The organism is Nocardioides sp. FY1077, from assembly GCF_058681775.1.
Genome location: NZ_JBZWDB010000004.1, coordinates 331336 through 345037, shown reverse-complemented (window position 1 = coordinate 345037; position 13702 = coordinate 331336). Strand labels below are relative to the sequence as shown.

Below are 13702 nucleotides of genomic sequence, written 5' to 3'. Positions count from 1 at the left end.
ACCACTGCCCCCGCGTCCGGTGCTCTGCGATGCTGGCCCGGTGGACACCGCCTCCCCGCCCGAGCGCACCCAGGTCACGCTCGGCGAGCTCGTCTTCGACGTCGCGCAGCACGGCCCCGCCGACGGCACGCCCGTCGTGCTGCTGCACGGCTTCCCCCAGTCCGCGCGCAGCTGGGAGGCGGTGGCGGCCCGCCTCGACGGCCACGGGCTGCGCCTGGTGGCCCCCGACCAGCGCGGCTACTCCCCGGGCGCCCGGCCGGGCGAGGTGGGCGACTACGCCGTCACCCACCTCGTCGACGACGTCCTGGGCGTCGCCGACGCGCTGGGCCACGACCGGTTCCACCTCGTCGGGCACGACTGGGGCGCCACCGTGGCGTGGGCCCTGGCCGCCGCCCACCCCGACCGGGTGCTGAGCCTCACCGCGCTGTCCATACCCCACCTCGCGGCCTTCGGCGCCGCCCTGGCCGACGACCCCGAGCAGCAGCGGCTCTCGGCGTACCTGCGGGTCTTCCGGCGTCCCGGCGAGGCCGAGGAGCTGCTGCTTGCCGACGACGCCCGCCGGCTGCGCGCGCTGTACGCCGGTCGCGTCGACCCTGCCGACGTGGCGGCCTACGTCGAGCTGATGCGCGACGGCGCGCTCACCCCGGCGCTGGGCTGGTACCGCGCGATGGGGCGGGAGCTGGCGGCGATGGCCCCGGTGAGCGTGCCGACGACGTTCGTGTGGGGTGACGACGACCAGGCCACCGCGCCGGCCGCGGCGCACGCCTGCGGTGACCACGTCATCGGCGACTACCGCTTCGTGCCCCTCCTCGGCGCCTCGCACTGGACCCCCGACGAGCGGCCCGACGACGTCGCGGCCGCGGTGCTCCACCGGGTGCGCGCCGGAGCGTGACGGCGTCCACCCCGGGGTCACCCCGAAGGACGGGATCCGGCGAGCCCCCTGGCGGGTGGGGCAGGAGGGGTGCTTACCTGGGCGCGCCCTGACGGCTCACTCCTGGCGGGTGACTCCTCACCCGGTTCCGGGTGGACCCAGGGCTGCCCGTTGCCCCTGAGCGTTCCCGCTCCCGGGGGGAGCAGGTGGCACGCCGCACCCCCCGGGGCCACGCCCCCGGGGGGTGTGAGCCCCCGCCGACGTCGGGGCGCGGCTCGGCCCGCCCATGGGTGAGACTGGGGCCATGCGCTTCACCGAGCACGAGATGACCGTGGCCGTCGACGCCGTGGCCCGACGGCTGTGGTCGACGACGCGTCCGCCGTGGTCCCGCGGTGACCTGGAGGGCGCCTGGTCTCGGCTGCCGCGGGAGAAGAGTTACCGCGCGAAGGTGGCGGCCGGTGACGTCGTGCTGCCGGTGCTGACGGCGCTGCCGGAGCGACCGACGGTGGGGTCGCGTCCCGAGTTCAGCGACGACGAGTACGCACGGGCCGCCGAGGGCGCGACCCGCAGCGTGATGGAGCACCGCCGTCCCGGCGCGTGGGACCGGCTGCCGCAGCGCCGTCGGGCGCGGCTGGTGGCGAGCGCCGTCCAGCTGACCAGGCTGGCGGTGGGGGCGATGCCGGTGCGGCAGGACCCCGACGCGCTGGTCGTGCCCGACCACCTCTGAGCCCGCCCTGCGGGCCGGCGTCAGTCGCCGGGGCGCTCCACGGCCATCTCGCCCAGCGCCGACCAGTCGGTGCCGGGCGCCTCGAGGCTGACGATGCGGGGAGTCGCGGCGAGGTAGGCCGGCAGGTCGGCCTGGGCCTGTCGGAAGTGATCGGAACCCACGTGGGCCCCACCGGCGTCGCCGTCGCGGAAGGCCTCCACCAGCACGTACTCGTCGGCGTCGTCCAGGCTGCGCGACCACTCGAACCACAGGCAGCCGTCCTCGGCGCGGGTGGCCTCGGTGAACGGCCGCGAGATCTCCGGCCAGGCGTCGGCGTGCTCGGGGAGCACCTGGAACTTCGCAGTGATGAAGATCAACGTGGCTCCTCGGGCAGGCGGGGTCGCTGTCAGGGGCGGGGTCGGCAGGTCAGGTCAGCGGGGCTTCGACTGCCGGCGCTCGGCCACCTTGGCCTGCACCTTGGCGGCGGCGGCCTTGACCTTCGCCTGGTTCTCCGGCTTGCGGGCCTCGGTGTAGACCATCTTCGCGACGCCGAGGCTGCCCATCTTCTTCATGATTCCCATGCACCCACGATAGCCGGGTCCGGTGGCGGCACCTACCGTGGCGGCGTGGGGGAGCCGGAGCACGTCGAGCTGGTGGCGGCCGGGCGTGCCGACGCGTGGGTCGTGCGGGTGGGTGGTCGCGACCAGTCGGCGGTCGACCTGGCCGACCCCACGCGCCTCGACTTCGACTACGTGCGCCGCATCGGTGACGTCGTCGACGGGTACGGCGAGCCGGGGGCCCCGCTGCGGGTGGTGCACGTGGGCGGCGCCGGGCTGACGCTGCCCCGCTACGTCGCGGCGACCCGCCCGCGCTCGAGCCAGGTGGTGCTCGAGCCCGACGAGGCGCTCACCGCGCTGGTGCGCGAGCGGCTGCCGCTGCCGCGCCGCAGCGGCATCAAGGTGCGCGCCGTCGACGGGCGCACCGGGCTGGGCGACCTGCGCGAGGGCGCCGCCGACCTGCTCGTGCTCGACGCGTACGCCGAGGGGACGGTGCCGCCCGACCTGGTGACCACCGAGGCGTTCGCGCTGGTGGCCCGCGCGCTCGCGCCCGACGGCCTGGCCCTGCTCAACCTCAGCGACGCCGCGCCCTTCGCCCACACCCGCGACGTGCTCGCCGGGCTGCGCCGGCACCTGCCCCACGCGGTCGTCAGTGCCGAGCCGCCGACGCTGCGCGGCCGGCGCCCCGGCAACCTCCTGGTGGTGGCCGGGCGGACGCCCGTGGACGACGCCGCGCTGCGCGAGCGGGCCACCCGTTCGGCCGCGCCGTACCAGGTGCTCGACCCCGTGCGGGTCGACAGCTCCTTCGGCGGCGGCACCCCCCTCACCGACCCCGAGGGCTAGCGTCGGGGCATGAGCGACTCACCGACCGTCAGCGTGCTCGGGACCGGGACGATGGGCGCGGCCATGGCACGCAACGTCGCCGCGGCCGGGCTGACCACCCACGTGTGGAACCGCACGCCCGAGCGGGCCCGGCCGCTCGCCGACGTCGCGCAGGTGCACGACAGCGTCGTCGACGCCGTGCGCGGGACCGACGTCGTGCTGACGATGCTCTACGACGCCGCCAGCGTGGAGCAGGTGCTGCGCGAGGCCGCGCCGGGGCTGCGCGAGGGCGCGGTGTGGCTGCAGCAGAGCACCGTCGGCGTGGAGGGGTCCGACCGGCTGGTGGCGGTCGCCGCCGAGCTGGGGGTGACCCTGGTCGACGCGCCGGTGCTCGGCACCCGCGGGCCTGCCGAGCAGGGCACCCTCGTCGTGCTGGCCTCCGGGCCCGACGGCGCGCAGGAGCGGGTGGCCCCGGTGCTGGACGCCGTCGGCAGCCGCACGCTGTGGCTGGGCGCGGCCGGTGCGGGGTCGCGGCTGAAGATGGCGGCCAACGCGTGGGTGCTCACGGTGCTGGAGGGGATCGCCGACTCCCTGGCCCTGACCCGCGAGCTGGGCCTCGACCCGGCCCTGTTCCTCGAGGCGGTCGCCGGCAGCGCCGTCGACGCGCCCTACGTGCAGGTCAAGGGGGCCGCGATGCTGGCCGGCTCCTTCGACCCGTCGTTCGCGCTGTCCGGTGCGCTCAAGGACGCCGACCTGGTGCTCGAGGCCGCCCGTGGCGCGGGCGTCGACCTGGCGCTGGTGCCCGGGGTGAGGGAGCACCTCGCGCGCGCCGTCGACGCCGGCCACGGCGAGCAGGACATGGCGGCGACGTACGCCGAGCACTGAGCCGAGCTGGGCAGCGCGGCGCTCAGCCGGCCCGCATGCACCCCACCGGCGCGTAGGACAGCCCCGGGAAGACGCTGCCCACCCCGGCGGAGGGGAAGCGGGTGGCGACGACCTCGCCGAGCACCTGGCGGTAGTCGGTGGTGACGAGCAGGTCGGCGTCGCTGGTGTTGCTGAGCCCCGGCCAGGTGCCGTAGTGACGCCCGCCGCGCACGCCGGCCCCGGCGACGAGCATGACGTTGCCGTAGCCGTGGTCGAGGCCGTGGTTGCTGTTCTCCACCACGCGCCGCCCGAACTCGCTGACGGTCACCAGCGTCACCTTGTCGGCGAAGCCGCCGAGGTCGTCGAAGAACGCCGCGACCGACCCGGCGAGGTCGGCGGCGTTGCGGCGCAGGTCGCCGTTCGCCAGCGTGCCGAGGTCGGTGTGCATGTCCCAGTCGCCCTGGTCGACGGTGACCACCTCCACCCCGACGTCGCCGCGCACGACCCGCGCGACGTCGGCCATCGCCCGGCCCAGGTCGGTGGCGGGGTAGCGAGCGGGCCGCGCGGCGGCCGCGCGCACGGGGGCGAAGCCGGCGACCGAGTCGAACGTGGCGCGCACACCGCGCCCGAGGGGGCCGGTGTCGCCGTCCCACAGCGTGCGCAGCGACCGCGGCCGCCCGCCGCCGGTGTCGTGCTCGTCGGCGCCGGGGATCTCCACCGCGTCGATGTCCTGCGCGGCGAAGACCGCGTGGGGGCCGTAGAGCGAGGTGGGCACGACGCCCTGGCCGACCTGCAGTCCCCGCAGCGGCGACGGGTCGGCGCCGGTGTCGACGAGGCGGTTGAGCCAGCCCACCCGGGTCGCGGAGCCCGGGTCGGCGTCCTCGACCTCCTCCATCGCCGCGAAGTGGGAGCGGTTGGCCACCGGCAGGCCGGTGGCGTGCACGGCGGCGAGGCGACCGGCGCTCCACAGCGGCACGAGGGGGGCCAGCTCGGGGTGCAGGCCGAACATCGCGTCGGGCACCAGCAGGCGCTCGGCGGGCACGGCGATGCGCGGGCGGGCCTGGTAGTAGACGGGGTCGCCGTGCGGCACGACCAGCGACATGCCGTCGGCGGCGCCGCGCAGCGACAGCACCACCAGCACGGCGTCGGCGCTCGCGGCGCGTGCGGGAGAGGCCGTGACGACGGCCGAGCCGACCATCGTGGTGGCCCCGGCCAGGGCCAGGCCGCGCAGCAGTCCGCGTCGGCTCAGGCCGGCGTACTCGTCGCAGCAGGCGGCACCGCTCACGGCGCCGGTGGGGGTCAGGGTGTTGCTCATGGGGGTCACCGTCACCGGGTCATGTGCGTGGGGGAGTCGAGGAAGGTGGTGAGCAGCCGCTGGAACGACCACTTCACGAGGCCGTGGTCGGCGTGGATGCGCTCGCCGGGCGTGCACCCGGTGGCCTCGCAGCAGGCCTGCAGGAGCGCGGAGGTGGAGCGGGTGCCGAGCAGCTGCTGGGCGAGGTGGTCGACCAGCTCGTCGAAGCGCAGGCGGCGGCGCGGCAGCCACTGGCGCGGGGTGCGGTAGCGCACGCCGTCGCGGGGCCACCACCGCCCGCTCATCGAGTAGTGCAGGCCGAAGGAGGCCACGACCCGCGACGGCGACGACCACGAGGCGTTGTCGAGCGGGGCGCCGTCGGGTCGCGGCCAGGAGTGGGGCGTGCTGCCGAGGTTGGCGCTCTGCCACAGCACGGCGTTGGCGCCCCACGAGTCCCCGGCCCCGCCCTGCGGCGGCTCGGCCAGGCGCACGCCCAGGGCGCGGTACGTCGCCACGACGTCCTCGCCGGGGTCGCGCACCTTGGCGCCGCGCGCCGCGGCGAACTCCGGCGACGCCACCAGCGCCTGCAGCACCGGGGTGATCGCGGTGCCGGCGTCGAGGTAGACCTGCGCCAGCTGCTCGACCAGGGCCGTGGACGGCTCGTCGCCGACGAACTTCACCGCGAGCTTGCGGGCCAGCCGCCGGGCGGTGGCGGGGTGGTGGGCGAGGTGGCGCAGGTAGGCGGTGGTCACCGCGCGCCCGTCGCGCTCGGCGTTGGGGTGGCTGAAGCCCATCACCGACACCGGCCCGGTGGCGTGGTGGCGGGTCTCGTAGGTGGCCGCCCAGGTGCGCCACATGTCGACCCACCAGCCGGTCAGGATGCGCGCGGAGTCCTTGACGTCGCCCTCGTCGAACGCGCCGCGGCCCACGGTGTGCAGCTCGAGCAGCTCGCGCCCGAGATTCTCGTTGGGGCGTACGGCGGTCGAGGTGGCGGCGTCGAGGTAGAGCAGCATGGCCGGGTGGGTCACCGCGGCCTGCAGCAGGTCCTCGAAGCGCCCCAGCGCGTGGCGGCGCAGGGTGTCGCCGTAGTCGACGCGCCAGGTGAACACGGCGTCGCCGTCGACGGGCACGTGGAGGTGGTTCTCCCAGAACTCCGTCATCACCTCGTGCAGCTGGCGCCGGGTGTGCATGCGGCGCACGAGCACCCACCGCTGGTAGTCGGCCATCACCTCCCAGCCGCCCTCGACCTCGGCGACGCTGCGCTGCCACAGGTCGAGCGGCGCGCGCTCCAGGCTGGGCCACCAGCCGCGGTAGGCGCCGGCCCCGTCGGGCACGGCGCCGGGGTCGAGCTGCTGGGCGAACCACGCCTGCGCGCCGCCGGCGTCACGCACCGCCCGGGCCAGCCCCGGTGTCACGCCGTAGGAGAAGCGAGAGACGAGGTGGCGCTGGGCGGCCGGGAGCAGCGGGGTGCCGCCGCGGAAGCGGGCCGGCTGGTAGGACGGCGCGGCGTGCGCGGCCGGGGCGGCCGCGGTGGTGGCGAGCGTCGCGGCGCCGGCAGCACCGGCGGTGGCGGCGCCGCGCAGCAGGGCGCGCCGGGACGCGGGAGGGGGGACGTCGGGCACGGGGGGTCGCTCCAGGGGTGGGCCGCGGGGGCGGCGGGGTGCGCGGGGGAGCGCAGGCGTTCAGGGGCGTTCAGGGGGGTGCAAGGGGGTGCAGGGGCGGGGTGGGGGGAGCCGGCGCGGGGGAGGCGCCGGAGCACGGTCGCGCCGCCCGGACGAGCCCCATGGCCCCGGGCGGCGCACCCGCAGCGTAGGTCGGCGACCGGGACGTCCGAGGCCCCCGCGCGTCTGCGGCGCCATGGCCCAGGTGGGCCACCCCGGCCCGCCGATCGGCGACGCGGCCCGTGGCGGGGTCTGCCGCTACACTCGCACTACTCCACCGGGCTCGGCCCGGGCTGCCCGTCACCTCGACCCGAAGGACACTGAGCGCCTCGATGGACGGCTCCAGAAGTCGCCCGCTCTCCCTCGCCCCACGACGCACCGCCGCCTGCCGCGGCCCCCGTCGTCCTCGCGACGGAGAGCGCCCGTGACCGCCCTGCTCCTGCTCCTGGCGGCGCTGCTGCTGGTGGCCGCCTGCGGGGTGTTCGTCGCCGCGGAGTTCGCGCTGGTGACGGTCGACCGCAACAAGATCGACCAGGCCGCCGCCGAGGGCGACGCCGGTGCGCGGGGCGTGCAGACGGCCCTGCGCTCGCTGTCGACCCACCTGTCGGGCGCCCAGGTCGGCATCACGCTGACCAACCTCGGCATCGGCTACCTCGCCGAGCCCGCGATCTCCGACCTCATCGAGGAGCCGCTGGGCGCCGCGGGCGTGCCGGACGGCGCGGTGAGCCCGCTGGCGCTCGCGCTCGGCCTGGTGATCAGCACGGTGCTGACGATGCTCTTCGGTGAGCTGGTGCCGAAGAACCTGGCGATCGCGCTGCCCGTCGAGACCGCGCGTGCCACCCAGCGCCTGATGCGCCTGTTCACCTCGGTCAACCGGGTCCCGATCCGCTTCCTCAACGGCTCCGCCAACGCGCTGGTGCGCCGCCTCGGCATCGAGCCGCAGGAGGAGCTCCGCTCGGCCCGCAGCTCCAACGAGCTGGCCTCGCTGATCCAGCGCTCGGCCACCGAGGGCACCCTCGACGCCGACACCGCCGAGCTCATGGAGCGGTCGGTGGAGTTCGGCACCCGCACCGCCGGCGAGATCATGACGCCGCGGGTGCGCACCCTGTCGCTGGAGGGCAACGACCGCGCCCACGCCGTCATCGACCTCACCCGCTCCTCGGGCCACTCCCGCTTCCCGGTGCTCGACGCCGACGACATGGTCGTCGGCACCGTGCACGTCAAGCACGCCGTGGCCCTGCCGGTGCACGAGCGGGCCACCACGAAGGTGAAGCACCTGATGGTGCGCCCGATCCTGGTGCCCGACTCCCTGCGCCTCGACCCGCTGCTGGCCCTGCTGCGCGAGGACGGCTTCCAGATGGCCGTCGTCCTCGACGAGTACGGCGGGCACGCCGGCATCGTGACGCTCGAGGACGTGATCGAGGAGATCGTCGGTGACATCGCCGACGAGCACGACCGCCTCGGCGCCCGCGGCCGGCTGCGGCGCGACGGCAGCTGGACGCTGTCGGGGCTGCTGCGCCCCGACGAGGTCGAGGACCTCACCGGCATCGCGCTGCCCGAGAACGAGGACTACGACACGATCGCGGGCCTGGTGCTGCGGGTCCTGGGCCGGGTGCCGCAGACCGGCGACATGGCCGAGGTGGCCGTGCCCGACGACAGCGACCCCGACGAGCCGCGCGAGCAGCTCGCGGTGCTCACCGTCGAGCACATGGACGGGCTGCGCATCGACCGGCTCTCTCTGCGGCTCCTCGGCGGCGACGACCAGGACCCGGCAGCGGGCGCCGCGTCCCCGGTGCCCGCCGAGCCGCGACGGCTCACCGGTGCGACCGCCGTGACCTCCGGCGCGACCGCGGGCCGGTCCGACGTACGCCCCGGCGCCCGTGCTGACGTGCGCACCGAGGGAGGCACCCGATGAGCGACCTCACCGCGCTGCTGGTGGCCGTCGCGCTGCTGGCCTTCAACGCGTTCTTCGTGGGTGCGGAGTTCGCCCTGGTCTCCGCGCGCCGCAGCCAGATCGAGCCCGCCGCCCTGGCCGGGTCGCGGGTGGCGAAGACCACCCTGCGGGCGATGGAGAACGTGTCGCTGATGATGGCCGGTGCCCAGCTCGGCATCACCATCTGCTCCGTCGGCCTCGGCGCGGTCGGCGAGCCGGCCGTCGCCCACCTGATCGAGCCGCTGTTCGAGGCCGCGGGCGTCTCGGAGGCGTTCCTGCACCCCGTGGCGTTCGTCGTCGCGCTGGCCGTCGTGGTGTTCCTCCACGTGGTGCTCGGCGAGATGGTGCCGAAGAACATCGCGATCGCCGGGCCCGACCGTGCCGCGCTGCTGCTCGGCCCGCCGATGCTCGGCGTCGTGACGGTGCTGCGCCCGGTGATCGTGCTGCTCAACGCGGCGGCCAACGGCACGCTGCGGCTGCTGCGGGTCGAGCCGAAGGACGAGATCAGCTCGGCGTACACCCGCGAGGAGGTCGCCGCCCTGGTGGAGGAGTCGCACGGCGAGGGCCTGATCGAGGCCGACGAGTACGACCGGCTCGCCGGCGCGCTGGGGTTCACCGAGAAGACGGTGGCCTCGGTGCTGATGGCGCCGGGCGGCCTGGCCACCGTGAGCCGCGGCTCCACCCCGGCCGACGTCGAGGCGCTGTGCGCGTCCACCGGCTACAGCCGCTTTCCCGTCGAGGACGACGGCGAGCTCGTCGGCTACCTGCACATCAAGGACGTGCTGGAGCCCGACGAGGAGCGTCGCGAGCGCCCCATCGACGACAAGTGGGTGCGCCCGTTCGCCCCGGTGACGCCCGACGACGCCCTGCACGACGCGCTCGAGCAGCTGCAGCGCCGCGGGGCCCACATGGCCCGCGTCGTCGACCGCGAGGGGGTGACCCTCGGCGTGGCCACCCTGGAGGACGTGATCGAGGAGCTGATCGGCGAGATCCGCGACGCGGCCCACCTCGACGCCCCGCACCTCGACCCGGCCGACACCGCCGCGGCAGGCGCCCCCGAGGCCTAGCCCGGTGCGGTTCCGGCCCGCAGGGACCCGGGGCCGTTAGGGTGGCTGCGCCAGCGGCCGGGGCGTGAGCCCCTCGCCGTCGCCGGCGGCTCGGGCCGCTGCTGGACGACCACCCGACCCGCAGACGAGAAGGCGAGCAGTGTCCGACGACCCGACGCCCCGCCACGTCGTGTGGACGGTGCCGAACCTGCTCAGCGCCGTACGGCTGGCCGGGGTCCCGGTGTTCCTGTGGCTGGTGCTCGGCCCGGAGGCCGACGGCTGGGCGCTGGCCCTGCTCATGGCCTCCGGCGTCACCGACTGGCTCGACGGCTGGCTCGCCCGCCGCTGGGGCCAGACCTCGGTGGTCGGGGAGGTCCTCGACCCTGTAGCCGACCGCCTCTACATCCTCGCGGTGGTGGTCGGGCTCGCCCTGCGCGACGTGATCCCGTGGTGGGTGGCGGTGTCACTGCCCCTGCGCGACGCGCTGATGTGGGGCCTGGTTCCGTTGCTGCGCACCCGCGGCTACAGCGCGCTGCCGGTGCACTTCCTCGGCAAGGCCGCCACGTTCAACCTGCTCTACGCCTTCCCGCTGCTGCTCCTCGGTGACGGCGAGGGCGTGGTGGCCACCTTGTCGCAGGTGTTCGGCTGGGCGTTCGCCCTCTGGGGCATCGGGCTCTACTGGTGGGCGGGCGTGCTCTACGCCTGGCAGGTGCGCACCCTGCTGGCCACCACCGAACGGCGGACCTCGGCACGTGCCTGAGCCCCGCGACGTCCCCCGCCCGACGCCGGCACCGGCACCGACGCCGGCGCAGCCGCTGCCCGGTCGGGTCACCATGCCGCTGCTCACCCTGATCACCCAGCAGTCGCTCGACGAGGACTACCTCCACGTCGCCGAGCGTCGTGCGATCGAGCGCCGTGAGCGCGAGGTGGCGGGGCAGCCGCACCCCGCGCCGGTCACCGTCCGCGAGCAGTGGCGCCGCCACCGGGTCGCCGCGGTGGTGCTGGTGCTGTTCGGCGTCCTGGTGACGACCGCGGCCCTGCAGACCTCCCGCAACGCCGCCGCCGACCGCGCCGGACGGGGCACGCTCGTGGAGCGGGTCGTCGACGCGCGGGCGGGGCTGGCCGCCCAGCAGGACCGCACCAGCGAGCTCGCCGCCGGCAACGCCGCCGACGACGAGCAGCTCGACGACCTGATCGCCCGCCGGGTGGCCGAGGAGTCGCGGCTGCGCCGGCTGCAGGTGCGCAACGGTTACGCCGCGGTGCGGGGCGAGGGGGTGCGGATCACCGTCTCCGACCCCGCCTCCGGCGCCACGATCGTGCAGGACGGCGACCTGCGGCTCCTGGTCAACGGGCTGTGGCTGGCCGGCGCCGAGGCGGTGGCGATCAACGGCAGGCGGCTGACGCCGCTGTCGTCGATCGCGCTGTCGGGCGACGTGATCCGCCTCAACGGCAACGACCTGCGCTCGCCGTTCGTGGTGTCGGCCATCGGCAGCGCGCGCACCCTCCAGGCAGACCTGGCCGACACGGCGTCGGGCGCCCTCTTCGCCCAGATCGCGGCACAGTACGGTTTCGGTCTGGAGCGGCAGGACGTCGACACGTTGACGCTGCCGGCCGCCACCCTGCGTGCCCTGCGCAGCGTGGAGCCCGTGGCGGGCTCGATGACAGGAGAGGTGACGCCCCCGTGATCGCAGCGCTCGGCCTCCTCCTGGGCATCGCGCTCGGCCTGGTCTTCCAGCCCGACGTGCCGCTCTCGCTCGAGCCCTACCTGCCGATCGCGGTGGTGGCGGCCCTCGACGCGGTCTTCGGCGGGCTGCGCGCCTACCTCGACGGCATCTTCGACGACAAGGTCTTCGTGGTGTCGTTCCTGTCGAACGTCGTCATCGCCGCCGCGATCGTCTACCTCGGCGACAAGCTGGGCGTCGGCGGGCAGCTCTCCACCGGCGTGATCGTCGTGCTCGGCATCCGGATCTTCTCCAACGTCGCGGCCATCCGCCGCCACCTGTTCCACGCCTGAGGCCGCGGTGACCGACTCCCCGCGCCCCGAGCCGCCGTCCGAGCCGCCGACCGCGCCGCCGACCGCGCCGCCGTCCGCGCTGCGCCCGGGTCGTCCCGACCCGGCGTCGGGCCGCGACCGGTTGCTGCGGGCGCTGCGCACGCCGGCGCGCAGCCAGGTGGTCGTGGCGGTGCTGCTGGCGGTGGTCGGCTTCGCCGCGGTGACCGAGGTGCGCAGCAACCAGGTCGACGACAGCCTCGCCGGCTACGGCGAGCAGGACCTCGTCGACGTGCTGAGCGGGCTGTCGGGCGCCACCCAGCGCGCCGCCTCCGAGGTGCAGCGCCTCGAGCGCACCCGCGCCCGCCTGGAGTCCGACACCTCCGCCGAGGCCGCCGCGCTGGCGCAGGCCCGCGCCGAGGCCGACACCCTCGCGGTGCTGACCGGCACGGTGCCGGTGACCGGGCCGGGTGTGCGCATCACCATCGCCGAGGTCAACGGCACCGTCGACGCCCAGACCCTGGTCGACCTGGTCCAGGAGCTGCGCACCGCCTCCGCGGAGGCCGTCCAGCTCAACGGGCAGGTGCGGGTGGTGGCGCAGAGCTCGTTCACCGACGCCGTCGGCGGCATGGTCGTCGACGGCACGCTGCTCGAGGCGCCGTACGTCGTCGACGCGATCGGCGACCCCGCCACCCTGGCCAACGCGGCGTCGTTCTTCGAGCGGCCGCGGGTGGCGGCCGAGGAGCCCACCGCCGACGTCGAGGTGACCGAGCTGGCCTCCCTCGACATCGAGAGCGTCCGCACCGCGTCGGAGCCGGGGTACGCCGCACCCGACGCCGCCCAGTAGCCTTCCCTGACCCCGACCGGAGGAGAACCCCCGCGTGTACCCCGACGACCTGCTCTACACCTCCGAGCACGAGTGGCTGCGCCGTCCCGGAGAGCACGACGGCTCCGTGCGCGTCGGCATCACCGACTTCGCCCAGGACGCCCTCGGCGACATCGTGTACGTCTCGCTGCCCGAGGTGGGCGACACCCTCGAGGCCGGCAGCACCTGTGGCGAGCTGGAGTCGACCAAGTCGGTCAGCGACATCTACGCCCCCGTCAGCGGCGAGGTCGTGGCGCGCAACGACAGCCTCGACGCCACTCCCGAGCTGGTCAACAACGACCCGTACTCCGGGGGCTGGCTGTTCGAGGTCGTGCCGAGCGACCCCACCCAGCTCGACGAGCTGATGGACGCCGTCGGATACACCGCCACCCTCGACTCCTGACCCAAGACCTGCCCAGGACCTGACCCGCCCGACCCGCGCCGCCCGGCGTCCGCCGGCTGGTAGGTTCGGGGCAACACTCACCCTCAGGGTCGCCTTGAGGGTTGGTCGACCCGGCGGACCGCCGACGACCTGACCGTGACAGCCGGAGGAGAAGAGATGCCGTTCTGCACCGCGTGTGGTCGGCAGAACCCCGACGACGCCAGGTTCTGCGCCCAGTGCGGCACCCGTCTGGTCTCGGCCGACGACCTCGCCGCTCCCGCCTCGTCGGAGCCCGTGGGGGAGTCGACGGCCACGATCCAGATCAGTGTCGGTGACGCTCGCGTCGAGACGTCCGACCGCCAGCTCAACCCGGTGGACGCCGCCGCCGTCGACGCGCTGCCCTCGGGCCACGCGCTGCTCGTCGTGCAGCGTGGTCCCGGCTCGGGCAGCCGCTTCCTGCTCGACAGCGACGTGGTCTACGCCGGTCGCCACCCCGAGAGCGAGATCTTCCTCGACGACGTGACGGTGTCGCGCCGCCACGCGGAGTTCAACCGCGAGGGCGCGTCGTTCACCGTCGGCGACGCCGGCAGCCTCAACGGCACCTACGTCAACCGCGACCGCATCGACCACGTGCTGCTCAAGGACGGTGACGAGGTCCAGATCGGCAAGTACCGCCTGGTGTTCTTCGCCGGTCACGAGGGCGGCTGAGCC

At 75.2% G+C, this 13702-nt stretch carries 16 protein-coding genes; 12 read left to right on the top strand and 4 right to left on the bottom strand.

What is annotated here, in order from left to right:
• Positions 1-40 precede the first annotated feature (40 nt).
• Positions 41-892 carry an alpha/beta fold hydrolase gene (locus tag AC4OR8_RS16850; RefSeq protein ID WP_492166748.1) on the top strand — a complete coding sequence of 284 codons (852 nt, stop codon included), beginning with the start codon at positions 41-43 and terminating at the stop codon, positions 890-892.
• Between the two features lie 283 nt (positions 893-1175).
• Positions 1176-1598, top strand: coding sequence for a hypothetical protein (locus tag AC4OR8_RS16845; RefSeq protein WP_492166747.1), 423 nt, complete (start codon positions 1176-1178; stop codon positions 1596-1598).
• A 20-nt stretch (positions 1599-1618) separates the two neighbouring features.
• Here AC4OR8_RS16845 and AC4OR8_RS16840 read toward each other — a convergent pair whose 3' ends face one another.
• Both AC4OR8_RS16840 and AC4OR8_RS16835 read right to left on the bottom strand, forming a co-directional pair.
• Positions 1619-1954 (bottom strand): putative quinol monooxygenase, encoded by a 336-nt coding sequence (locus AC4OR8_RS16840; RefSeq protein ID WP_492166746.1) that lies wholly within the window; start codon positions 1952-1954, stop codon positions 1619-1621.
• A 54-nt stretch (positions 1955-2008) separates the two neighbouring features.
• Positions 2009-2158, bottom strand: coding sequence for a hypothetical protein (locus AC4OR8_RS16835; protein ID WP_492166745.1), 150 nt, complete (start codon positions 2156-2158; stop codon positions 2009-2011).
• A gap of 45 nt (positions 2159-2203) precedes the next feature.
• On the opposite strand from AC4OR8_RS16835, the gene AC4OR8_RS16830 reads away from it, so the two are divergent.
• Both AC4OR8_RS16830 and AC4OR8_RS16825 read left to right on the top strand, forming a co-directional pair.
• Positions 2204-2977, top strand: coding sequence for a spermidine synthase (locus AC4OR8_RS16830; RefSeq protein WP_492166744.1), 774 nt, complete (start codon positions 2204-2206; stop codon positions 2975-2977).
• A 9-nt stretch (positions 2978-2986) separates the two neighbouring features.
• Complete coding sequence (locus AC4OR8_RS16825) at positions 2987-3841, top strand: NAD(P)-dependent oxidoreductase (protein ID WP_492166743.1); 855 nt, start codon at positions 2987-2989, stop codon at positions 3839-3841.
• A 22-nt stretch (positions 3842-3863) separates the two neighbouring features.
• On the opposite strand, the gene AC4OR8_RS16820 is transcribed toward AC4OR8_RS16825, so the two are convergent.
• Entirely contained in the window at positions 3864-5135 is a 1272-nt protein-coding gene (locus AC4OR8_RS16820; RefSeq protein ID WP_492166742.1) for a DUF1501 domain-containing protein, read from the bottom strand.
• A gap of 11 nt (positions 5136-5146) precedes the next feature.
• Positions 5147-6736 carry a DUF1800 domain-containing protein gene (locus AC4OR8_RS16815; protein WP_492166741.1) on the bottom strand — a complete coding sequence of 530 codons (1590 nt, stop codon included), beginning with the start codon at positions 6734-6736 and terminating at the stop codon, positions 5147-5149.
• Positions 6737-7199: 463 nt separating this feature from the next.
• On the opposite strand from AC4OR8_RS16815, the gene AC4OR8_RS16810 reads away from it, so the two are divergent.
• From AC4OR8_RS16810 to AC4OR8_RS16775, 8 genes are all read left to right on the top strand, one after another.
• Complete coding sequence (locus AC4OR8_RS16810; RefSeq protein ID WP_492166740.1) at positions 7200-8690, top strand: hemolysin family protein; 1491 nt, start codon at positions 7200-7202, stop codon at positions 8688-8690.
• Entirely contained in the window at positions 8687-9775 is a 1089-nt protein-coding gene (locus AC4OR8_RS16805) for a hemolysin family protein (RefSeq protein WP_492166739.1), read from the top strand. The genes AC4OR8_RS16810 and AC4OR8_RS16805 overlap by 4 nt, the downstream gene beginning before the upstream one ends.
• A 139-nt stretch (positions 9776-9914) precedes the next feature.
• The gene (clsA, locus tag AC4OR8_RS16800) at positions 9915-10514 is read left to right on the top strand and encodes a cardiolipin synthase ClsA (protein WP_492166738.1); all 600 of its coding nucleotides are present in this window, start codon (positions 9915-9917) and stop codon (positions 10512-10514) included.
• Positions 10507-11439 (top strand): DUF881 domain-containing protein, encoded by a 933-nt coding sequence (locus AC4OR8_RS16795; RefSeq protein WP_492166737.1) that lies wholly within the window; start codon positions 10507-10509, stop codon positions 11437-11439. Before clsA ends, AC4OR8_RS16795 begins: the two co-directional genes overlap by 8 nt.
• Positions 11436-11768, top strand: coding sequence for a small basic family protein (locus AC4OR8_RS16790; protein ID WP_492166736.1), 333 nt, complete (start codon positions 11436-11438; stop codon positions 11766-11768). Before AC4OR8_RS16795 ends, AC4OR8_RS16790 begins: the two co-directional genes overlap by 4 nt.
• A gap of 7 nt (positions 11769-11775) precedes the next feature.
• On the top strand, positions 11776-12591 hold the full coding sequence (locus tag AC4OR8_RS16785; protein WP_492166735.1) for a DUF881 domain-containing protein: 816 nt from the start codon (positions 11776-11778) through the stop codon (positions 12589-12591).
• 34 nt (positions 12592-12625) lie between these two features.
• Positions 12626-13012 (top strand): glycine cleavage system protein GcvH, encoded by a 387-nt coding sequence (gene gcvH, locus AC4OR8_RS16780; RefSeq protein WP_492166734.1) that lies wholly within the window; start codon positions 12626-12628, stop codon positions 13010-13012.
• A 156-nt stretch (positions 13013-13168) separates the two neighbouring features.
• Positions 13169-13699: a zinc-ribbon and FHA domain-containing protein gene (locus tag AC4OR8_RS16775; protein ID WP_492166733.1), complete on the top strand. Its 531-nt coding sequence runs from the start codon at positions 13169-13171 to the stop codon at positions 13697-13699.
• Positions 13700-13702 lie beyond the last annotated feature (3 nt).

Excerpts from the sequence above, each read along its gene's own strand:
- AC4OR8_RS16775 (WP_492166733.1), top strand. The coding sequence starts at position 13,169 with ATGCCGTTCTGCACCGCGTGTGGTCGGCAGAACCCCGACGACGCCAGG.
- AC4OR8_RS16825 (WP_492166743.1), top strand. The coding sequence starts at position 2,987 with ATGAGCGACTCACCGACCGTCAGCGTGCTCGGGACCGGGACGATGGGC.
- AC4OR8_RS16820 (WP_492166742.1), bottom strand. The coding sequence starts at position 5,135 with ATGAGCAACACCCTGACCCCCACCGGCGCCGTGAGCGGTGCCGCCTGC.
- AC4OR8_RS16845 (WP_492166747.1), top strand. The coding sequence starts at position 1,176 with ATGCGCTTCACCGAGCACGAGATGACCGTGGCCGTCGACGCCGTGGCC.
- AC4OR8_RS16835 (WP_492166745.1), bottom strand. The coding sequence starts at position 2,158 with ATGGGAATCATGAAGAAGATGGGCAGCCTCGGCGTCGCGAAGATGGTC.
- AC4OR8_RS16805 (WP_492166739.1), top strand. The coding sequence starts at position 8,687 with ATGAGCGACCTCACCGCGCTGCTGGTGGCCGTCGCGCTGCTGGCCTTC.